Genomic DNA, 21385 nt, shown 5'->3' on the forward strand with positions numbered 1-21385 from the left:
TTTATAATTGTGGTGCTGCTTCGAGATTTCCGGCGTGTCTGATAGGCTTTCGGCCCGGAATCGAAAAACCTGAGTACTGCCTGATTTTTCACGGAATTTTTGCAGACCGGCGTTGAGAATCAACTGCGGGCGCTTGTGTGCGCTCGTCGTCAGTGAACTTAAAAAAGACTAAGAGGCATGCCACGCGCATGACCTTTGGAGACAGCATGGATTTTTGGACCGCCATACAGGCATTGATTCTCGGCATCGTCGAGGGGCTTACGGAGTTCTTGCCGATCTCCAGCACTGGCCACCAGATCATCGTCGCCGACCTGATCAATTTTGGCGGCGAGCGTTTCGAAGCCTTCAACATCATCATCCAGCTGGGCGCGATCCTGGCGGTAGTCTGGGAGTTTCGGCGCAAGATCTTTGACGTGGTCATCGGCCTGCCGACCCAGCCCAAGGCCCGGCGCTTTACCGTCAACCTGATCATCGCCGTGTTGCCGGCGGTGGTATTGGGGGTGATTTTTGCCGACCTGATCAAGCACTACCTGTTTAACCCGATCACTGTAGCGACTGCCCTGGTAGTGGGTGGCGTGATCATGTTGTGGGCCGAGCACCGCCAACATGCAGTGCGGGCTGAAACCGTCGACGACATCACCTGGAAAGACGCCCTCAAGGTCGGCCTGGCCCAGTGCCTGGCGATGATCCCGGGCACTTCGCGCTCCGGTGCAACGATCATCGGCGGCCTGTTGTTCGGCCTGTCGCGCAAGACGGCCACCGAATTTTCATTCTTCCTGGCCATGCCGACCATGGTTGGGGCGGCGGTGTACTCGGGTTACAAGTACCGCGATCTGTTCCAGCCGGCGGATTTTCCAGTGTTCGCCATTGGTTTTGTCACCTCGTTCATCTTCGCGATGATTGCGGTCAAGGGCTTGCTCAAATTCATCGCCAGCCACAGCTACGCGGTGTTTGCCTGGTACCGGATTGCCTTTGGCCTGGTCATCCTGGTGACCTGGCAGTTCGGCTGGATCGACTGGACTGCGGTCAAGCCATGACTATCCAGCACCCACGCCTGAAGGCGCTGATCTTTGTACTGCTGTGTGCCGCGCCGCTGCTGGGCTCGGCCTTGCTGTGGTATCGCGGCGAAACGGCGATTCCGTTGATGGCCTACGGCGTGGTCAGTGTGGTGGCGTTCTTTCTTTATTGGAGCGACAAGCGCAAGGCGCAGACCGAAGGCTGGCGCACCCCGGAAAACATCCTGCATGCGGTGGAGCTGGCGGGCGGTTGGCCGGGGGCGTTGATTGCCCAGCAGGTGTTCCGGCACAAGACGCGCAAGGTGTCTTACCAGGTGCTGTTCTGGGTGATTGTGCTGTTGCACCAGGTGTTCTGGCTGGACCAGCTGTTTCTTGGCGGCACCTTGCTGTCAATCCTCTAGCCACAAGCCAATCTGTGTGCGCTTGGGCAGCTTGCTCACCACCAACTGGTGGGAGCGCTGCAACAAGCCACGCAGTTCCTCTGCGCCCAAAGGGTAGGGCGTGTTCATGATGACCCACTGCGCCCTCGCCAGGTAAGGCGCCGGGTGAATGCCCGGGCGGTCGACGTGACCCAGGAACAGTTCTTTGTCGACCTTGAAGGCCAGCGACTCACCGCGCAGGTTCTGCAAGGCGAACATCTTGTTGCCAGCAACCGAGAACACCCGCACGCCGCCCCATTTATAGTCTTCCCGTGCGCCTGGCAGGCTCAGGCAAAAACGTGCGACTTGTTCTTCCGTCATGCTCATAACAGCCGATCTCCACAGCCTTTGAAGCCTTCTTCCAGGTAGTCGATCCAGGCCCGGATGGCCGGCAGCACGCCGCGCCGGTGCGGGTAGACCGCTTGCAGCCAGCCGCCTGGTAATGACCATTGCGGCAGCAGTTGCACCAGGCGGCCGCTGGCCAGTTCTTCTTCGCAGTACATCATTGGCAGCACCGTAAAACCCACGCCCATCATTGCGCTGGCCTTGCGCACGATAAAGTCTTCGATGCCCAGGCGCGCCTCCATCACTAGCTCGTGCATGTTGCCCTGGGGGTCGATGATGCGTTGGTGCACCATTCGGTCCGCCTCGAGTGCGCCAAGGATTGGCAACTGCTTGAGGTCTTCCAGGGTTTCGACCCGCCGCTCACGCATGAAAACGGGGCTGGCCACCAGCACGGTATGCGCCTGGCGCAGGCGTTTGGTGACCAGTAACGGGTCTTCGTCGCCCAGTTCGCGTACGCGCAGCGCTACATCAATGCCTTCGGCTACCAGGTCGACGCGGCGATTCACCAGGGTCATGTCCAACTGCACCAACGGGTGCGCGGCCAGAAAACCGGCTACCAGCTCTGGCAGAATCTGCTGGGCCAGCCCCACCGGGCAACTGACCCGCAAGCGCCCCCGTGGCTCGCTGGACATGCTGGCCACGGCCTCGTCGGCCATTTCCGCCTCCAACAACATGGCCTGGCAGTGGCGCAAGTAGCGCTCGCCCACGGCGGTGAGCGTCAGTTGTCGGGTAGTGCGTTGCAGCAGGCGTGCACCCAGGCGGTCTTCCAGCTCGGCAATGCGCCGCGACAGCCTGGATTTGGGAATGCCGAGTAGCCGGCCAGCCGCAGCAAAACCGCCGGCTTCGACGACTTTGGCGAAATAGTAGAGGTCGTTGAGGTCTTGCATGGTGGGCCTATTGTCCTGTCAGTGGGACAAACTATCGCATTTCAGGTGGCTTATCGACCATTGGTTTCATGCGTAGCATCACTACCATCTGATCGCCACTGTCGATCCCACCTCGGAGATCCATCATGAAACTCTTGCACATCGATTCCAGCATCCTCGGCGACAACTCGGCCTCCCGTCAGCTCAGCGCCGGTGTGGTCAAGGCATGGCAAGCCGCCCAGCCGGGTGTGGAAGTGACCTACCGCGACCTCGCCAGCGAAGGCATCAACCATTTCTCCGGCGCTACCCTGGGCGCCTTGGGCACTGCCGCTGAACTGCGTGATGCGGCGCAAAAGCACGAGGCTGAACTGAGTGCATCGTCGCTGGCTGAGTTCCTCGCCGCCGATGCCGTGATAGTCGGTGCGCCGATGTACAATTTCACCATCCCCACCCAGTTGAAAGCCTGGATCGACCGCATCGCGGTAGCCGGCCAGACCTTCCGCTACACCGAAGCCGGCCCTGAAGGCCTGTGCGGCAACAAGAAAGTCATTATTGTTTCCACCGCCGGTGGCCTGCATGCCGACCAGGCCTCGGGCGCTGCCCACGAAGGCTACTTGAAGCTGCTGTTCGGTTTCCTGGGCATCACCGACATCGAGATCGTGCGCGCTGAAGGCCTGGCCTACGGTGACGAAGTGCGCAGCAAAGCCATAAGCGACGCCAACGTGCGCATCAACGAGCAACTGTTCGCCGCTGCGTAAGGCTTATGTAAATGTGCCCTGTCCTCGGTTTCATTCTGAAACCGAGCGCCTAAACTCTGTATTCTGATCGCCTGAACGCGAGCGGAGTACGGAGTTTTTTCGTTGTGGCCCAGGTTATGCAGACATCCATTCGATACCCTGGACTTTTTATTCGACAGGCCGGTTCTTATGCAGCAAAGGTGGACATCCCCATGATGCGTCTTTGTGCTGTTTTGGTTCTTTCGCTGTTGGGCGGCGTGGTTTCAGTGCACGCCGCACCGGCACCGCACCCCCATTGGAGTGTGGGGTTTCATCGCATGAGTTTTCTCGACCCGCTGGATGCGCAGCCGATGAAAGCCATCGCGTTCTATCCCTCTACCGATGCCGAGCGCACTACCGCTCTGGGCGCCTACCATGTGGCGGCCAGCGAAGATGCCAAGGTGGCGATCGGGCGTTTCCCGATGCTGATGTTGTCCCACGGCAATACCGGCACGCCGCTGGCCCTGCATGACCTGGCCACCGCCTTGGCGCGCAAGGGGTTTGTGGTGGTGGCGGTGCTGCATCCCGGTGACAACTACAAGGACCACAGCCGCCTGGGCACCGTGAGCAATTTGTATGGGCGGCCGATCCAGATCTCTCAGGCGATCACCGCCGCCTTGGCCGAGCCGATGCTGTCGCCCTTTGTGGATATCGATCAGATCGGCGTCATCGGTTATTCAGCCGGTGGCGAAACGGCATTGATCCTGGCGGGCGCCAAGCCGGATTTCGAACGCCTGCGCCGCTACTGCCAAGAGCGCCCCGAAGACCGCGACGCGTGCACCACCAAGGGCGAGTTGGTGGTCGATCGCGACGACTTGCAACCCCAGGCTGACCCGCGTATCCATGCTTTGATGCTGATGGCGCCGCTGAGCTTGATGTTCGGCCGCCACACTCTGGCGGATGTGCATGTGCCGGTGCTGCTCTACAGTGGCGATGGCGACCAGTTGGTGGCCGTGGACAAGAACGCCGCCGCCCTGGCGCGCAAGCTGCCGCAGCCACCGGATTTCAAACTGTTGGCCGGGGCCGGGCACTTTGTTTTCATGGCGCCGTGTGACAGTGACCAACTGGCAAGCATGCCCGCCATTTGCACGGATGCCGATGGTGTCGATCGCGAAGGCATCCACCGCGATCTGGTCTCCGAGGCCGGGCGTTTTTTCAGCCATACCCTGGGCGAGGCCACGCGCGCCGGCTTGCAGACCGCTGATCAGTAGGCGCGGCGCCTGAGCAGTACGGTCAGGCCGAGCGCACTGACCGACAGCAACGCCGCGCAGAAGAAGATCCAGCCATAGCCGAGGTTCAATGCCACGGCGCCCATCAACGGCCCGGCAATCGCCAGGGCCAGGTCGAAAAACACCGCATACGCACTCAGCCCCGCGCCGCGGCTGCTGTCCGGCACTTGCTTGATAGCTTCCACGCCGAGCGCCGGGTAAACCAGCGATAAACCAAAACCGGTCAACCCGGCGCCGATCAAGGCCACGCCGGTAGACGGTGCCAGCCACAACAGCGTCAGGCCCAGGGTTTCAATGAGCATGCAGGCGATGGCGGCGGTGAACCCGCCAAACCGGCTGATGGCTGAGATAAACACCAGGCGCGAGAGAATAAAGCACACACCAAATACCGTCAGGCAATACGCCGCACCGGCCCAGCCACGATTCAGGTAATACAGGGTGATAAAGGTCGTCAGCGTGCCGTAGCCAATCGAGGCCAGGCACAGGCTGGCGCCGAACGGCGCGATACGTCCAAACACAGCCCAGAACGGCAGCCGTTCGCCGCGTACCACCGGCACCGAGGGTTTATTGCGGATCAGCACCAGGCCCAACGCCGCCAGCACCGCCAGGGCAAGGCCGAGGCTGGCGTAGCCATAATCAGCCACCATCACCACGCCAAGTGGCGCACCAATGGCAATGGCGCCATAGGAGGCGATGCCATTCCAGGAAATCGAGCGTGCGGTGTGTTCGGCGCCCACTGCGCCCATGCACCAACTGATGGTCCCCACGCCAATCAGGCCCTGGGCCACGCCGAGCAACAGGCGACCGGCGATCAGAATACCCAGGCTCAAGCTCGGCAGGCTGTCCAGCAGCGTGGCGATTAAGGTCAGCACACCGCTGAACAGAATACCGGCCAGGCCCAGCACGATCGCGCGTTTGGTGCCGACGTTATCCGACATTCGCCCGGCCATCGGGCGGCTGAGCAGCGTGGCGAGGTACTGCGAACCGATGGTCACCCCGGCCACCACGGCGCTGAAGCCCAGTTGCTCGTGCACATAGCCTGGAATCACCGCTATCGGCAGGCCGATGCAGATAAAGGCTATGAAGGTGTAGAACACGATGGAAACGATCTGCAGGGTGATCGACAGGGAGGAGGGGGCGGCAGGCATGAATACTCAATCGCTGGCGGGCGGTGAAGCATCATGGCATATCCCGCACGACTGTAGGAGCGAGGGGACGCCTACAGAGGCCCCTGGGGGAGCGCGCTTGCCGGCGAAGGTGGTGTGTCAGTCACTGAATCTGTAGCTGAACTACCGCTATCGCAGGCAAGCCAGCTCCCATACGGGTTATGTATTGCCTATAAAATCAGCGCCTGGCACCGATTCCCTGTGGGAGCGGGCTTGCCCGCGAAGGCTGCCTGTCAGTCACTGCATCTTTAACTGAACCACCGCTATCGCAGGCAAGCCAGCTCCCACACTGGTTATGCATGGCCCATAAAATCAGCGCCCGGCACAGTGCGGATGCAAAAAGCCCTGTCACAGGGACAGGGCTTTTTTGCAGCTTGTAGCTTGCAGCTCAGTGCTGCTCTTAGAACACCACACCCTGGCTGCGCAGGTAGTCGTCATAGGTGCCGCTGAAGTCGATCACGCCGCTTGGGCTCAACTCGATGATGCGGGTGGCCAGGGACGATACGAACTCACGGTCGTGGCTGACGAAGATCAGCGTGCCCGGGTAGTTCTCCAGCGCCAGGTTCAGCGCTTCGATGGATTCCATGTCCAGGTGGTTGGTCGGTTCGTCCATGATCAACACGTTCGGCTTTTGCAGGATCAGCTTGCCGAACAGCATGCGACCTTGTTCACCACCGGAGATCACTTTGACCGACTTCTGGATCTCGTCGTTGGAGAACAACATACGGCCCAGGGTGCCGCGAATCATTTGCTCGCCTTGGGTCCATTGGCCCATCCAGTCGAACAGGCTCACGTCGTCTTCGAAGTCGTGGGCGTGGTCCTGGGCGTAGTAGCCCAGCTCGGCGGCGTCGGTCCACTTGATGCTACCGGCGTCCGGGGTCAGTTCGTTGACCAGGGTGCGCAGCAGGGTGGTCTTGCCGATACCGTTGGGGCCGATGATCGCCACACGCTCGCCCGCTTCAACCTGGAAGCTGAAGTCCTTGAACAACGGCTTGCCGTCGAAACCTTTGGCCATTTTTTCGACCATGACCGCCTGGCGGTGCAGCTTTTTGTTCTGCTCGAAACGGATGAACGGGCTCACACGGCTCGACGGCTTGACTTCGGCCAGCTGGATCTTGTCGATCGCCTTGGCACGGGAGGTCGCCTGCTTGGCTTTCGAGGCGTTGGCCGAGAAGCGGCTGACGAAGGATTGCAGTTCGGAAATCTGCGCTTTCTTCTTGGCGTTGTCCGACAGCAATTGCTCGCGGGACTGGGTCGCCACGGTCATGTACTCGTCGTAGTTGCCCGGGAACAGGCGCAGCTCGCCGTAGTCCAGGTCAGCCATGTGGGTGCATACGCTGTTCAGGAAGTGACGGTCGTGAGAGATGATGATCATCAGGCTGGAGCGCTGGGTCAGGATGTTTTCCAGCCAGCGGATGGTGTTGATGTCCAAGTGGTTGGTCGGTTCGTCGAGCAACAGCACTTCCGGGTCGGAGAACAGCGCCTGGGCCAGCAGTACGCGCAGCTTCCAGCCGGGGGACACTTCGCTCATCGGGCCGAAATGCTGTTCCAGGGGAATACCCAGGCCCAGCAGCAGCTCGCCGGCGCGGGATTCGGCGGTGTAGCCGTCCATCTCGGCGAACTCGGTTTCCAGCTCGGCCACGGCCATGCCATCTTCTTCGCTCATTTCCGGCAGCGAGTAGATGCGGTCGCGCTCGGCCTTGACCTTCCACAGCTCCTCGTGGCCCATGATCACGGTGTCGAGCACGGTGAATTCTTCGTAGGCGAACTGGTCCTGGCGCAGTTTACCCAGGCGCACATTCGGCTCGAGCATGACCTGCCCGCCGGACGGGTCGAGGTCGCCACCGAGGATTTTCATGAAGGTCGACTTGCCGCAACCGTTGGCACCGATCAAACCATAGCGGTTGCCGGCGCCGAACTTGACCGAGACGTTCTCGAAGAGCGGCTTGGCGCCGAACTGCATGGTGATGTTAGCTGTGGAGATCAATTACTTTACCTATCAATGGGTTGCGAGCGTGACGGCAGGTGCCTTCAGGCATGCGTCAACAGCGACATCAAGGCGCGAAACCCGGTCGCTGAACACAAAGTTTGGGATGTGTGTTGGAATTTGGCGCGCATTGTCGCATATGTCAGGCGACAGTTGTATGGCGAGCGAAGGATGGTTTTGCCAAGGTCTCCGGCATCGCCAGCCACAACAGCATCAAGGCAGCGGCTGCAACTGCCGCCAACGTCAGGAACGCCGCGTTGTAGCCAGCCTGCTGCACCACGAAACCGGCCAGGCTGCTACTGAGCGCCGCGCCGAGGCCAAATACGGTGGAGAGGGCGCCCAGGCTGACGTTGAAGCGCCCGGTGCCTTGGGTCAGGTCTTTGACGATCACCGGGAACAGGGCGCCGAAAATGCCGGCACCGATACCGTCGAGCATCTGCACCGCCACCAGCCAGTAGGGGTCGCTGGATAAGGTATAGAGCACGCCACGCAACGGCAGTATCAGGAAACCTACAAGCAACAGCGGCTTGCGTCCCCAGACATCGGCCTTGAGCCCGACCAGCCAGGCCATCGGCACCATCACCAATTGGGCGGCGACGATGCAGGCTGAAGTCAGCGGGGTGGCCATCTGCAAATTGATCTGCGCCAGTTTCTGGCTGACCAGCGGCAGCATTGCGGCGTTGGCCAAGTGAAACAGTGCGCAGCAGATGGCGAACAGGAGTAGCGGTTGGTTGGTCAGCAACGCTTTCAGGCCCGAGGGTTGTTCGTGGTCGGTGTGATGGGCCGGATCGAAACCACGGGCGACCTCATGATCAATTGCCTTGGCCGGCACGCAACTGACCGCAATGACACTGGCAACCGCCATAAACGCCATCAGGTAGAACACCACCACCGGTCCGAACAAGTAGGCCAGCCCGCCGGCCAGCAACGCGGCCACAGCATTGCCAGCGTGGTTGAAGGTCTCGTTGCGCCCGGTACGCCGGGTAAAGGCGCGGGGCCCAGTGATCCCCAGCGAAATGGCGGAAATTGCCGGGGCAAAGACAGAGGCGGCTACGGCGCTGGCAGCCTGGGTCAACGCTACCCAGCCAAACGAACTGACGAAGGGCAGCATCAGGCAACTGCCCGTCACCAATAGCGCAGCAATGGCAACCACCGCGCGTTTGTTGCGAGTGCGGTCGATCAGCGCACCCGCGGGGCCTTGGGTCAGCAAGGCAGCGATGCCTGCCAGGGTCATGACCACACCAATACTGGCCGGCTCCCATTGATGCACGGCCAGCAGGTAGATCGCCAGGTACGGTCCGAGACCGTCGCGTACATCGGCGAGAAAGAAGTTCAGGCTGTCCAGGGATAAAGCGATACGCAGGTCTGAATGACGGGCCACGATGCGACCTTCAAGAGCGGCGTTCAGGGGCTGAACACGCGTTGGGTTAATGACCTGTGTGCTGGGCGATAAGTTTCGCGGTGAACGAGGGTTTCAGCACGCAAAAAAAAGCCCGCGAGGAGAGGGCGGGCCAAGGGATTCACTGGAGTAGGTAGGCTTCACCCTATAGGTGGAAAAGTGAAGACCTTGTGAAAATGCCGTGATCAAATCGGATGGTCACGTCACCGCCTATCTCCCTGACGCCCCGCGTTCCAACATGTGGGAGCAGGCAAGCCAGCTCCCACATTTGATCAAGACCGCCGCACAAAGGTGCGCATGGTTTGCCCAGGGCCGGTGCTGAACACGGTGGGCCTGGGCATGCCTTCATCCGCTGCGATAAATACGAAATCATCGCCGTCGAGCCGGTAACTGGCGGGGAGTTGCTTGCCTGCATCATCGCCCATGTCGTCCGTCCAGGTAATGCTTTTGGGCGTGGTACTGGCGTCCAGTACGAAGCGTCCCGCCAATAATACTTCGCCACTGACCGTGGTCACTTCGAAGCGATCCCCCGCAATTGTCGTCGTTGCTCCCGGCGCGCTGTGGGCATCCACGGGGTTAAGCACGCCACTGTCTTCCAGGGCTGTTTGTTCCCAAGTGCCTTGCAGTGCGCGAAAGTCCGAAGCGGAAAGGGGTGACATGCAAACTCCTTATTGCTGTTCAAAAAAATGTTCAATTGTATTGAGGCTGACACTGTTCCGCCTGTAGGCGAAATTTTTTTCTTTATAAGACAGCTATTTGACAGCTTTTTCATGTTGTATTGACTACGCTTGCAACCAGATCAGTCTGACATGGCTGTGTCATTTGGCTTACTCACCGAAATGAAACCGAAATAATCCCTAAGTTTGTGGGATATTTCAGGGGACTGAGTGGTCACATCGCCATTGGTCTGCCGTATCCAGGGCGTTGTCCCTGATTTTTGAAGTCTTTTAGACTTCTGAGAATGATGGCCTTTTAGTATTATTTTAAGGTGTTCTTATTTTGAATCGTACTTCCCCGCTTCCGCCTTCCGCAGCGTCTGATGAAATTGATTTATTTGAATTGTTTCACGCCATCTGGCGACAAAAAAAGCTGGTGATCGGGTGTACGCTTCTGGCCGGGGTATTAGGCGCAGGTTATGCCTTCCTGGCACCCAAGACCTATGAAGTCAGCAGTGTGTTGCGGCCTGCTGCAATCAACGAGCTAGACGCCTTGAACCGTTCGGAAGTGTATAAGTTGCCGCCTGCCGATGCGCTGCTCAAAGTGGGCGCGCAGTTGGACTCTTATGATGCACGCCTGGGGTTCTTCAAGGATCATGAGGAGTTGTTCAAGGCGTTCAAGAAACCGGGGCAAACCCTTGAGCAGAGCTTTGAGGCGTTCAACCGCAATTCGGTCAATCTGATTTTGCCTGACCCCAAGAAATCCGATTCGTTGAGCAGCTATATCCGTCTGGAACTGCAATACCCGACCGACGTCGATGGTGTTGCGATCCTCAACGGTTTTGTGGACTACGCCATTGCCGCCGAGCGTCAGCAAGTGGGTGCTGACCTCAAGGTGATCGTCAATAACCGCTTGAGCGAGCTCAAGGGCAAGATCGACGCCGCCCGCGCCAACTACGATACCGATAAAGAATCGAAAATCGCCAAGCTGCTGGAAGCGGACCGGCTCAAGCGTGCCCAACTGCAGGATGAACTCAGCGCCCTGCGCCTGCAGATGAAGATGGAACGCACCAACCGCCTCGCCGAGTTGGCCGAAGCCATCAGCATTGCCAAGTCCATGGGCATTCGTACACCAACAACGCCGTCCTCAATGGCCGACTCCACCCGCACGGGTTCGAGCCAGGTCATGCGGACCGAGGTGAACAACCAGAAGATCCCGCTGTATTTCATGGGGACCGAGGCGTTGGAAGCCGAACGCGCTGCATTGCAGCAGCGTACCAGCGACGATTTCACCAACCCGCGCATTGCCGAGATCGGCAAAGAGCTGCAACTGCTGGAAAGCAACCGCGAGGTTGAGGTGCTGCGCAAGCGTGGCAATGAAGACATCTTCTTGCAAGACGTCGAGCCGCTTCGCGCTGAAGTCGCCAGGTTGCGTGGTTTGAATATCGATATGAGCAACCTCAAGCTGGTGACCATTGACCGTCGAGCCCAGGAGCCTCTGTCGCCGATCAAGCCGAAAAAGCCGCTGGTTATCGCGTTGAGCCTTGTTGGCGGCCTGTTGCTGGGCCTGATGATTGCGCTGATCCGCTACTTCGTTCGCAGCCGCACTCAGGCCGTGCCCTATACGGCATTAGGGGATCGCCGCGAGGGTAACGACTCGCCGCTGTAACCCTTCCAGCGCCCTCAAACAGGCAGGCTCAAGGGCCTGCCTGCTCCTACCCCCAGCACACTCAGTAGACAGCTTTTCACAATTCTTAGTTAACCTTTGGTTACAAAGTGTGGCTAAATAACTGCCAATGGTCGCACGCAGGCGGTTATCCGCCGGCCGTGTCGCCTATATGTGAATTGTGATTTCAGGTGCTGCTTATCCATCCTCGGCCGTTGTGGGCCCGCAGGAGCAGCCTGTTCTCTCCCTGACGTGTGACGAATCCCTTGAAACTCATCATTGTTGCTCTCTACGTTGCTTCCATTGCGTATGTACACCTGCGCGGTCGGGTGCGACACAAGCTGGGTCGCCAGCTTAGCGATCACTCGACGTTCCTGGCGCCGATCAACTGTTTCCTGTACCTGTTCTCCAAGCAGCCCAGCCGTCCCTACCTCTCGCCCAGCGACTTTCCAGACCTGAGCCCGTTGCAGGAGCACTGGGAAGAGATCCGCGAAGAAGGCCAGAATCTGATGCGGGCGGGTGAGATCAAACGCTCGGAGCAATACAACGACGTAGGGTTCAACTCGTTTTTCAAGACCGGCTGGAAGCGGTTCTACCTCAAGTGGTACGGCGACAGTCACCCCTCGGCGATGAAGCTGTGCCCACGCACCACCGAGCTGGTGCAAAGCATCGGCTCGATCAAGGCGGCCATGTTCGCCGAGCTGCCACCGGGCTCCAAGCTGGTACGTCACCGTGACCCGTATGCGGGCTCGTACCGCTATCACCTGGGGCTGGATACCCCTAACGATCCAGGTTGCTACATCAATGTGGATGGCGAAAGCTATTACTGGCGCGATGGCGAGCCGGTGATGTTCGACGAGACCTACATTCACTACGCGGAAAACACCACCCAACAGAACCGCATCATTCTGTTCTGTGATATCGAACGGCCGATGAAGTACCGCTGGGCAGCTGCGTTCAACCGCTGGTTCAGCCGCAATGTGATGGCGGCCGCGGGTTCGCCCAACGATGAGGGTGACAAGACCGGCGGCCTCAACCGTGCCTTTACCCGTCTGTACAAGATTCGCCTGCGTGGCAAAGAGCTCAAGAAGCGCAATCGCACGCGCTACTACCTGGAAAAGTGGGCGATCTTTGCCGGTCTGGCGCTGATCTTCATTCTTATCTGACCTGGCTCAAGGCGCGGATCACCCAGGGGGTTGCGCGCCCAGCTTGTCCCACATCTTTTTGCTGATCTTCTGTCGATTGGCATACCCCGCCCAGGGGTCATCCTTCAACGTTTGCAGCCGCTGATGCAGGTTCGCCACTGTCCACTGCTGGGCGCCACGCAATCCTTTCAACTCCTCTCGACTCACCGGCACCGACACTGGCAGGCCTGGGCGGGCCCGCACGGAATACGCCGCTACGGTACTGGCGCCACGGGCGTTGCGCAGGTAATCGATAAAGATCTTGCCGACGCGGTTCTTGGGGCCACTGGTGGCGGTAAAGCGTTCGGGCAGTTGCCGGGTCATGAATTGGGCAATGGCTTTGGCGAACGCCTTCACGGTGTCCCAGCCGTCGCGCCGGGCCAACGGCACGATCAAGTGCAGGCCCTTGCCGCCGCTGGTTTTGACGAAAGCTTGCAAGCCCAGCTCATCGAGTACCGACAGGGTCAGTTGGGCCGCTTCCAGCATGGCTTTCCAGGGCAGGGCCGGGTCCGGGTCGAGATCGAGAACAAACAGGTCAGGCGTTTCAATCTTGTCTGCAGTGGCGCCCCAGGTGTGAAACTCGACGGTACCCATTTGCACCGCGCCGACCAGGGCCTCCACGCTGTCTATTTCCATCAGGCGCGCATGGCCTGGGTCCAGCGCCTGGTCCAATTGCTTGATGTGGGGGATGGCCATACGCTCTGAGTGCTTCTGGAAGAACTGCTCACCTTCGATCCCTTCAGGCGCCCGCAGCAATGACACGGCACGTGCGCGCAGGAAGGGCAGGATCCATTCGCTGATATCGGTGTAGAACTGCGCCAGTTGCTGTTTTTGCGTGCCGCTGTGCTTGTCGATAATGCGCTCGGGGTGAGTGATTTTCACGCTCTTTACCGTTGCCTGCGCTTTACCGGCTTTCGAGGTTTCGTGTGCCTTGACCGACTTGGCCGCGCGCGGCTGTTCATGAATGATCTGCGAGGCTGGCTTGTCGGTGCGCAGGCCCACAAACGCGGCTTGGCGCACCACGCCTTCGCGGGTCCATTCGGCAAATTGCACCTCGCCGACCAGGCTCGGCTCAACCCAATGCACGCCACGGGCCTGGGCACTGGTCAATGGTTTTTGCAGGGGCGAGTCCTTGCGCTCAAGCGGGGTGAGCTTGGCATAGATACTTTTCAGCGCCGCCTGGTCAAAGCCTGTGCCCACGCGCCCGGCATATACCAGGCCGGTGTCATCGTTGACCGCCAACAGCAGCGCCCCAAAGCCGCTACGCGAACCTTGGGGGCGGGTGTAGCCGACAATCACGAACTCTTGGCGCAGGCGGCATTTGAGCTTGATCCAGTCGGCACTGCGCCGCGACACGTAGGGGCTGCCGGCGCGCTTGCCGATCACGCCTTCGAGCGCCAGGTCACAGGCGCTCTCGAAAATATCGCGCTGGCTGGCGGCAAAGGCTTCGGAGAAGCGCAGCAGTTTGCTTCGGCTGGCGGACAACGCAGATTTAAGCGCAGCCCGACGCTCTTCGACCGGGTCTTCACGCTGGTCGCGGCCGTTCAAAAACGGTGCGTCGAACAGGTAATAGACAATGTCCAGGCTGCGGCCGATATCGAACGCGTTTTGCAGCGCCTGGAAATCTGGCAGCCCGTCGCCATTGAGGCTGACCACTTCGCCATCCAGCCAACTGTCCTTGAGCTTGAGGGCTTGCAAGGCTTTGCACTGACGTGGCAGGCGTTCGGTCCAGTCGTGGCCGTTACGGGTGAACAGGCGCACTTCGCCGTCGCGAATGCGCGCCATGATGCGGTAGCCGTCGAACTTGATCTCGTAGCGCCAATCACCTTCGGGCGCCCGGTCCACCAAGGTTGCCAATTGGGGGGCAAACTCATCCGGCAGGGCAGCGATGCGCTTGGGCGTTTTGGCTTTTGGCGCGGCCTTGGGTTTGGCCTTGGCCTTTGGCTTACCCACCACCGCATCGCTGAGCACGCTGGCGGGCTCGGCCTGGACGATATCGAACTCAGAGGCCGGGCGCGCCTGCTGATCGTTTTCCTTGATCAACAGCCATTGCTCCTTGTCGCCGCTGCCCTTGAGCCGGGTGCGTACCAGCGCCCAGTCACCGGAGAGTTTTTCACCGACCAGGGTGAATTTGAGCTTGCCCGCCGCGTAGGCTTTGCGCGGGTCATCGTGGGGCTGCCAAATGCCTCGGTCCCATACGATCACATCCCCCGCACCGTATTGGCCGGCGGGAATGCTGCCCTCGAAACTGCCATAGCTCAGTGGGTGATCTTCAACATGCACCGCCAGGCGTTTTTGGCTCGGGTCCAGGCTTGGGCCCTTGGGCACCGCCCAGCTCAGCAGCACGCCATCGAGTTCCAGGCGAAAGTCGTAGTGCAGGTTGCGCGCATCGTGCTTTTGAATCACGAAGCTGAGGGCCGAGACGTTGCGTTTGCTGGCGGGTGAGCTGCCGGCGGGTTCGGCGGTGATCTTGAAATCGCGCTTGCGATTGTACTCACTCAGGGGCTTTGCCATGTCATTCTCCCGTCAATGGCAGGCTCAAGAGGCCTTGTTATTGGACTTTTTCGCGGTGCTTTTTTTCGCCGCAGGTTTACCCGCCAGACTGCGTTTGAGCAGTTCGGTCAGGTCGATGACATCCGCGGATTTTCGCTCTTCGCCGCCTTCGACCGTTTCCACATCTTCGATCTTGCCGGCCTTGGCCTTCTTCGCCACCAGCGCCCTGATCTTGTCCTGGAAGCTGTCACGGTATTCATCGGGCTGCCAATCGGCGCTCATGTCTTCCACCAGGCGCTTGGCCATGTCCAATTCACCTTTGGCCAGGGTCGGCTTTGTCACATCGCTGCCCAGTTCCAACTCATCCAGGCTGCGCACTTCAGCGGGCCAGCGCAGCATGACCAGCACCAGAGCCGATTCCAGCGGCATCAACGCGGCCAGGTGTTGCTTGGTGTGCAGTACCACATTGGCCAGGGCCACCTTGCCGGTTTTTTTCAGCGCTTCGCGCAGCAGTGCATAGACCTTGCCGCCGCGTTTATCCGGAGCGAGGAAGTAGGGCGTGTCGATGTTTTGCAGGGGGATCTGGTCGCTGGCGACGAAGGCGATGATTTCGATGGTCTGGGTGGACTTGGGGTGGGCCGAGCGAATTTCGTCTTCGCTGAGCACCACGTAGCGTCCTTTTTCAAAGGCCACGCCCTTGACGATATTTTCCTTGGTGACTTCCTTGCCGGTGGTTTTGTTGATGCGCTTATAGCCCACCGGGTCCATGCTGCGCTTGTCCAACCAGTCAAAGTCGACGCCTTGTGAAGAGGTCGCCGAAACCAGCGATACCGGGATGTGAACCAAGCCGAAACTGATGGCGCCTTTCCAGATTGCCCGTGGCATAGGTGTGATTCCTCAACGAAGAGCCTGTGTGCTGGTGACTCACAGGGCAGGGCAAAAGTTTCGGCGGATAGATGCTCGGACAGATCGTGTTACACCTGATGAGAAACTATTTAGTGTCACAACGCGAACCCGCGGCGTAGCGTGTTATCGAAAGCACGTAGTACTTGGCATAGAGAGGTTTGGCCATGAACCGTTGTGTACGTCATCTCGCAGCACTGGCGCTGGGCCTGGCCCTTGCGCCATTGGCCCAGGCGCAAAACCTGCCGGGGCGTAGCGACCACGGCCCTATTCACCGGGCCAACCCCAATAGCATGCAGGGCACCCAGCCCAATGCACCGGCTGTTCGCAGTATCCAGCCCGTCCCGGCCAACCCGCGGCCAACGCTGGAAAACGGTGGCATCGGCAACCGCTACCCCAAGCAGGAGGCGGCCCCCAGCCGCCCGGCCACCGCACCCAAAGCGCCCACCTATGATGCCAACGGCAATCGCCGCTGAGGATTTCGCCTTATGTTTGTACGTAAAACCCTGCTAGCCGCCCTGTGCGCCACCGCGTTGCTGCCGTTGAGCGCGGCGTATGCCGTCGATAGCCAACAGTTCCCCACTGAGCAAGGCAGCATCACCGCCACGCCGGTCGCCAAGGGCCTGGACCATCCATGGGCGCTGGCGTTTTTGCCGGACCAGCAAGGTTTCCTGGTGACCGAGTTACCTGGGCACCTGCGGTTTGTCAGCCCGGACGGCAAGCTGTCTGCGCCCTTGAAGGGCGTGCCGCAGGTATGGGCCAAAGGGCAGGGCGGGTTGCTGGATGTGGTGCTGTCGCCAGACTTCAAGCAGGACCGCCTGGTGTACCTGTCGTACGCCGAAGGCGGTGGCGAGGGTGGCAAGGCCGGCACAGCCGTAGGGCGTGGGCGCTTGGCCGCTGACTTGAGCGGCTTGGAGGACTTCAAGGTGATCCTGCGCCAGGAGCCCAAGCTGTCTACCGGCAACCACTTCGGCTCGCGCCTGGCCTTCGACCGTGATGGCTACCTGTTCGTGACTCTTGGGGAGAACAACGACCGCCCCACGGCCCAGGATTTGGACAAGTTGCAAGGCAAAGTGGTGCGCATCTACCCGGATGGGCGCGTGCCGGATGACAACCCTTTCGTCGGTCAACCCGGCGTGCGTCCCGAGATCTGGTCCTATGGGCAGCGTAACCCGCAAGGGCTGGCCTTGAATCCCTGGAGCGGCACGATCTGGGAAAATGAACACGGGCCCCGTGGCGGTGATGAAGTCAATATCATCGAGCGCGGCAAGAACTACGGCTGGCCGTTGGCAACCCATGGCATCAACTATTCCCTGCTGCCGATTCCCGAAGCCAAGGGCAAAACGGCAGAGGGCACAGTGGCGCCCCACCATGTGTGGGAGAAGTCGCCGGGTGTCAGTGGCATGGCGTTCTATGACGGCGACCGGTTCAAGGCATGGCAGCACAACCTGTTTGTCGGTGCGCTGGTGAGTCAGGAGCTGATTCGGTTGCAGTTCGAGGGTGACAAAGTGGTCCACGAGGAACGCTTGTTGGGCGAATTGAAAGCGCGGATCCGCGATGTGCGACAGGGGCCGGATGGCTTTCTGTATGTGCTGACCGATGAGGATGATGGTGTGTTGTATCGCGTTGGGCTGAATCAGGACTAAACGTGTGGGAGGGGGCTGGCAGCAGACACAGATCCAATTGATGCCCCGCGATCCAAGTGTGGGAGCTGGCTTGCCTGCGAAGGCGGTGTGTCGGGCGCTGAATCTGTTACTGCACGACCGCTTTCGTAGGCAAGCCAGCTCCCACATTGGATCTCATTCGGTCTGCAGAGTCGGGGTTATAGCCCCAGCTCTGACAGGCCGGGATGCGCATCCGGGCGCCGCCCCAGCGGCCAATGGAACTTGCGCTCGCTCTCCTTGATTGGCATATCGTTGATGCAGGCAAAGCGGTTGGCCATCAAGCCGTTCTCGTCGAACTCCCAGTTTTCGTTGCCGTACGAGCGAAACCAGTTACCCGAATCATCGTGCCATTCATAGGCATAGCGCACGGCGATGCGGTTATCAGTAAAGGCCCACAATTCCTTGATCAGACGATAATCCAGCTCCTTGGCCCATTTGCGGGTCAGGAACTGCTTGGCTTCTTCGCGGTTATGGGCAAATTCGGCGCGGTTACGCCAGTTCGTGTCCAGGGTGTAGGCCAGGGATACACGTTGCGGGTCGCGGGAGTTCCAGCCATCTTCGGCCAGGCGGACTTTTTCGATGGCAGAGGTGCGGGTAAACGGCGGCAGGGGCGGGCGGACTTCTTCTTGGGCTGACATGGGCGACTCCTCAATGCAATAAAGGTTGGGTCGAAAGTTGCCTGGGCTGTGGGTTCAAAGTTGCAGTAAGGTCCGCGCCATGCATTGCGCATTATCGGCAGCTGTTGAATCACCCATGACCAGGGCAACGGTAATGGCGCCATCGATCAGGATCAGCAGTTGCGCGGCCTGCTGCTCCGGGTCGGGGGTGCCATGTGCTTGGCACAGTTCAAGTGCGTACTCGAACAGTTTGCGTTTATGGGCCTTGGCCAGCAGGCGCACCGGGTTTTGGGCATCGCCGGTTTCACCACTGGTGTTGATAAAGGCGCAACCGCGAAAGTCTGCCGAGCCGAACCAGCGCTTGAGCGCGCTGAACAGCCCCAGCAGGCGTTCGCCGCTGTCGTCGCTGCGTTCCACTTCGCTGCGCAGCCATTGCATCCAGCGCTCGTCGCGGCGTTGCAAGGCGGCCACCACCAACTCATCTTTGTTGGCGAAGTAGCGATAGATACTTTTTCTCGACACGCCAGCGGTTTTTACCAGTAAGTCCATACCGGTGGCAGCGATGCCGTGGCGATAGATCAACTTCTCGGTGACGTCGAGAATAATGTCGCGGGTTTCATTCTGGGTTATATCGTTCATGTCGAGTACAGTAGAACGATCGTTCTTCATGGTCAACAGTCTTTTTCGATTGCCCGTTGCGAGACCTGAGCAGCCTCATGGTGTAAGCTTTGGACCTCTTCGGATTCGACCCATTGCGAGCCCTATGCCGTCGTTCTTCAAACGCTCCCTGTTGCCCAAGCTGCGCGGTTTTGCGCTGTCCAACGAGGCCCTTGAGGTGCTGCCCAGCGCCGATGCCTATCGTCGCTGCCTGCTGGAGAAAATCGCCCAGGCCACGCGGCGTATCTACATCGTTGCCTTGTACTTGCAGCAGGACGAGGCGGGGCAGGAAATCTACGACGCGCTACACGCCGCCAAGGCCGCACGGCCCGAACTGGACATCGTGGTGATGGTGGATTGGCTGCGCGCCCAGCGCGGGCTGATCGGCGCAGGCAAGCAACCGGGCAACAGCGCCTGGTACCAGGCCATGACCCAGCGCCACGCCAGCGAAGTACCGGTGTACGGCGTGCCGGTGCAAACCCGCGAGCTGTTCGGCGTGTTGCACCTCAAGGGTTTCGTGATCGATGACAGCGTGCTGTACAGCGGCGCCAGCCTGAACAATGTGTACCTGCACAAGTTCGACAAATACCGCTTCGACCGTTATCACCTGATCCATAGCCAACCCTTGGCCGATTCGATGCAGCACCTGGTGGAACACGGCCTGGTGGCGTCCAAGGCCGTGCATCGCCTGGACCTGCCAAACCCGCCCACCACTCGCAGCCTGCGCAACGACATCGGCGACCTGCGCAGCCGTCTCAAGCATGCGACCTACGACACCACAGCCGGGCAGTTGCCCAATGGCCATCTGTCGGTCAGCCCCTTGCTGGGCGTCGGCAAGAACAACCCGTTGAGCCGGGTGATCCTCGAACTCATCGCCAGCGCCCAGCAGCAACTGACCATCTGCACGCCGTATTTCAACCTGCCATTGCCGGTAACCCGCGAGATCAACCGTGCCCTGGCACGCGGTGTGAAGATCGACATCGTGGTGGGCGACAAGACCGCCAACGACTTCTATATTCCGCCCACTGAACCCTTCAAGGTGATTGCGGCGTTGCCGTACCTGTACGAGATCAGCCTGCGGCGCTTTGCCAAACGGCACCAGCCGATGATCAACAGCGGCCAGTTGAACCTGCACCTATGGCGCGACGGCGATAACACCTATCACCTCAAGGGCATGTGGGTGGATGAGCGCTACACCTTGCTCACCGGCAACAACCTCAACCCGCGGGCGTTTCGCCTCGACCTGGAAAACGGCTTGCTGATCGACGACCCTCAAGGCCAATGGCTAGGGCCGCGAAGCGCCGAGCTTGCGAATATTTTCCAACACACCACGCGTATCCAGGGTTACCAGCAATTGCAGACGCTGGTGGATTACCCGCCCGCTGTCGGCAAGTTCCTGCGGCGTGTCAGCCGGGTGCGGATCGAGCGCTTGCTGTACCGCATTCTCTAACTGAGCAACGTGCCGGCAAAAAAACACCCAGGCCCCTCGACAGGGACTGGGTGTTTTTTTGTGCGCGGCAGTTAGTTCAAACCCAGCTTGCCGCGCAGGGTCGAGAGGTCTTCGGCCAGGGTGTTGACCGGGCCGACCAGGGCCTTGCGGTCGTTGTCCTTGACCTTGTCATAGGTCTCGAAGCCGCCATCCTTGGTTTTGTACTTGGCCAGGATCTTGTCGACGCTGGCAAAGTTCTTGTCGACTTTTGCCAGGAAGGCCTGGTCCTGCTGCCCGATCTGGCCACGGAACAGGTCAACGATTTTCTTCGCGCCGTCGATGTTGCCCTGGAAGTCGTACAGGTCGGTGTGGCTGTAGCGGTCTTCTTCACCGGAGATCTTGGTGGCCGCGACTTCTTCAAGCAACGCAGCGGCACCACCGACGACTTTTTCCGGCGGGAAGGTCAGGCCGTCGACGCGGGTCTTGAGGTCATTCACGTCCGCGTTGAGCTTGGCCGTCAGTGCTTGCAGGCCCTGGGTCGAGTTCTGCGAGAACAGCGCGTATTCGATCCGGTGAAAGCCCGTGAAGTCTTCGGCCGTCACGCCTTTTTCATGGTCGTCGACACGCGAATCGATGGACGCGTCGAGGTCGCTGAACAGCTCGGCGATCGGCTCAATGGACTCATAGTGCACGCGGGTTGGCGCATAGAGTTTCTTGGCCGTGGCCAGGTCGCCTTTATTGATAGCGTCGGTGAACGCCTGGGTCTGGGTGACCAGTTCGCCGATTTCTTCGGTGACGTAGATCTTGTAATCCGACACCGGGCCCACCAAGTCCAACGGCGCAGTAGCGGCGAAGCTTGCCAGTGGCGAAAGGCTGAGTAACAACAACGCGATAGACGACTTCTTCATGGGAG

At 59.8% G+C, this 21385-nt stretch carries 20 protein-coding genes; 9 read left to right on the forward strand and 11 right to left on the reverse strand.

Features of this window, described 5'->3' with window-relative positions; translation table 11 throughout:
* Window positions 1–206: 206 nt before the first annotated feature.
* Window positions 207–1037 (forward strand): undecaprenyl-diphosphate phosphatase, encoded by an 831-nt coding sequence (locus BT199_RS11785; protein ID WP_072434530.1) that lies wholly within the window; start codon window positions 207–209, stop codon window positions 1035–1037.
* A complete protein-coding gene (locus BT199_RS11790) occupies window positions 1034–1417 on the forward strand; it encodes a DUF1294 domain-containing protein (RefSeq protein ID WP_014718353.1) in 384 nt (127 codons plus the stop codon). Before BT199_RS11785 ends, BT199_RS11790 begins: the two co-directional genes overlap by 4 nt.
* Here the strand turns inward: BT199_RS11790 and BT199_RS11795 are convergent.
* Both BT199_RS11795 and BT199_RS11800 read right to left on the reverse strand, forming a co-directional pair.
* On the reverse strand, window positions 1406–1762 hold the full coding sequence (locus tag BT199_RS11795; RefSeq protein WP_014718354.1) for an MmcQ/YjbR family DNA-binding protein: 357 nt from the start codon (window positions 1760–1762) through the stop codon (window positions 1406–1408). The genes BT199_RS11790 and BT199_RS11795 overlap by 12 nt on opposite strands.
* The gene (locus tag BT199_RS11800; protein ID WP_014718355.1) at window positions 1759–2667 is read right to left on the reverse strand and encodes a LysR substrate-binding domain-containing protein; all 909 of its coding nucleotides are present in this window, start codon (window positions 2665–2667) and stop codon (window positions 1759–1761) included. Before BT199_RS11800 ends, BT199_RS11795 begins: the two co-directional genes overlap by 4 nt.
* Before the next feature lie 125 nt (window positions 2668–2792).
* On the opposite strand from BT199_RS11800, the gene BT199_RS11805 reads away from it, so the two are divergent.
* Window positions 2793–3404 (forward strand): FMN-dependent NADH-azoreductase, encoded by a 612-nt coding sequence (locus BT199_RS11805; RefSeq protein WP_072434531.1) that lies wholly within the window; start codon window positions 2793–2795, stop codon window positions 3402–3404.
* A gap of 191 nt (window positions 3405–3595) precedes the next feature.
* Window positions 3596–4633, forward strand: coding sequence for an alpha/beta hydrolase family protein (locus tag BT199_RS11810; protein ID WP_032902166.1), 1038 nt, complete (start codon window positions 3596–3598; stop codon window positions 4631–4633).
* Here the strand turns inward: BT199_RS11810 and BT199_RS11815 are convergent.
* From BT199_RS11815 to BT199_RS11830, 4 genes are all read right to left on the reverse strand, one after another.
* The gene (locus tag BT199_RS11815; RefSeq protein ID WP_072434532.1) at window positions 4627–5799 is read right to left on the reverse strand and encodes an MFS transporter; all 1173 of its coding nucleotides are present in this window, start codon (window positions 5797–5799) and stop codon (window positions 4627–4629) included. The genes BT199_RS11810 and BT199_RS11815 overlap by 7 nt on opposite strands.
* 418 nt (window positions 5800–6217) lie before the next feature.
* On the reverse strand, window positions 6218–7804 hold the full coding sequence (locus BT199_RS11820; RefSeq protein ID WP_003191057.1) for an ABC-F family ATPase: 1587 nt from the start codon (window positions 7802–7804) through the stop codon (window positions 6218–6220).
* Between the two features lie 142 nt (window positions 7805–7946).
* A complete protein-coding gene (locus BT199_RS11825; protein WP_014718358.1) occupies window positions 7947–9185 on the reverse strand; it encodes an MFS transporter in 1239 nt (412 codons plus the stop codon).
* Window positions 9186–9475: 290 nt separating this feature from the next.
* On the reverse strand, window positions 9476–9862 hold the full coding sequence (locus BT199_RS11830; protein ID WP_019820134.1) for a TIGR03067 domain-containing protein: 387 nt from the start codon (window positions 9860–9862) through the stop codon (window positions 9476–9478).
* A 340-nt stretch (window positions 9863–10202) separates the two neighbouring features.
* Between BT199_RS11830 and BT199_RS11835 the strand changes: the two genes are divergently transcribed.
* Together BT199_RS11835 and lpxO are read left to right on the forward strand one after the other, a co-directional pair.
* Entirely contained in the window at window positions 10203–11528 is a 1326-nt protein-coding gene (locus BT199_RS11835; protein ID WP_014718361.1) for a Wzz/FepE/Etk N-terminal domain-containing protein, read from the forward strand.
* 263 nt (window positions 11529–11791) lie between these two features.
* Window positions 11792–12691, forward strand: a complete 900-nt coding sequence (gene lpxO, locus BT199_RS11840) for a lipid A hydroxylase LpxO (protein WP_014718362.1) — start codon at window positions 11792–11794, stop codon at window positions 12689–12691.
* Between the two features lie 18 nt (window positions 12692–12709).
* Here lpxO and ligD read toward each other — a convergent pair whose 3' ends face one another.
* Window positions 12710–15223, reverse strand: coding sequence for a DNA ligase D (ligD, locus tag BT199_RS11845; protein ID WP_072434533.1), 2514 nt, complete (start codon window positions 15221–15223; stop codon window positions 12710–12712).
* Window positions 15224–15247: 24 nt separating this feature from the next.
* Window positions 15248–16087: a non-homologous end joining protein Ku gene (locus BT199_RS11850; protein WP_014718364.1), complete on the reverse strand. Its 840-nt coding sequence runs from the start codon at window positions 16085–16087 to the stop codon at window positions 15248–15250.
* 185 nt (window positions 16088–16272) lie between these two features.
* Between BT199_RS11850 and BT199_RS11855 the strand changes: the two genes are divergently transcribed.
* Entirely contained in the window at window positions 16273–16581 is a 309-nt protein-coding gene (locus BT199_RS11855; protein ID WP_014718365.1) for a hypothetical protein, read from the forward strand.
* A gap of 12 nt (window positions 16582–16593) precedes the next feature.
* The gene (locus tag BT199_RS11860; RefSeq protein WP_014718366.1) at window positions 16594–17751 is read left to right on the forward strand and encodes a PQQ-dependent sugar dehydrogenase; all 1158 of its coding nucleotides are present in this window, start codon (window positions 16594–16596) and stop codon (window positions 17749–17751) included.
* 176 nt (window positions 17752–17927) lie between these two features.
* Here BT199_RS11860 and BT199_RS11865 read toward each other — a convergent pair whose 3' ends face one another.
* Both BT199_RS11865 and BT199_RS11870 read right to left on the reverse strand, forming a co-directional pair.
* Complete coding sequence (locus tag BT199_RS11865) at window positions 17928–18407, reverse strand: nuclear transport factor 2 family protein (protein ID WP_019820128.1); 480 nt, start codon at window positions 18405–18407, stop codon at window positions 17928–17930.
* Window positions 18408–18461: 54 nt separating this feature from the next.
* Window positions 18462–19025: a TetR/AcrR family transcriptional regulator gene (locus BT199_RS11870; protein WP_014718368.1), complete on the reverse strand. Its 564-nt coding sequence runs from the start codon at window positions 19023–19025 to the stop codon at window positions 18462–18464.
* Window positions 19026–19149: 124 nt separating this feature from the next.
* On the opposite strand from BT199_RS11870, the gene pssA reads away from it, so the two are divergent.
* A complete protein-coding gene (pssA, locus tag BT199_RS11875; protein ID WP_014718369.1) occupies window positions 19150–20493 on the forward strand; it encodes a CDP-diacylglycerol--serine O-phosphatidyltransferase in 1344 nt (447 codons plus the stop codon).
* 71 nt (window positions 20494–20564) lie between these two features.
* On the opposite strand, the gene efeO is transcribed toward pssA, so the two are convergent.
* Window positions 20565–21380, reverse strand: coding sequence for an iron uptake system protein EfeO (efeO, locus tag BT199_RS11880; RefSeq protein ID WP_014718370.1), 816 nt, complete (start codon window positions 21378–21380; stop codon window positions 20565–20567).
* Between the last annotated feature and the right edge of the window lie 5 nt (window positions 21381–21385).

Source organism: Pseudomonas sp. NFR02 (assembly GCF_900119375.1).
Taxonomy (GTDB): domain Bacteria; phylum Pseudomonadota; class Gammaproteobacteria; order Pseudomonadales; family Pseudomonadaceae; genus Aquipseudomonas; species Aquipseudomonas paracarnis.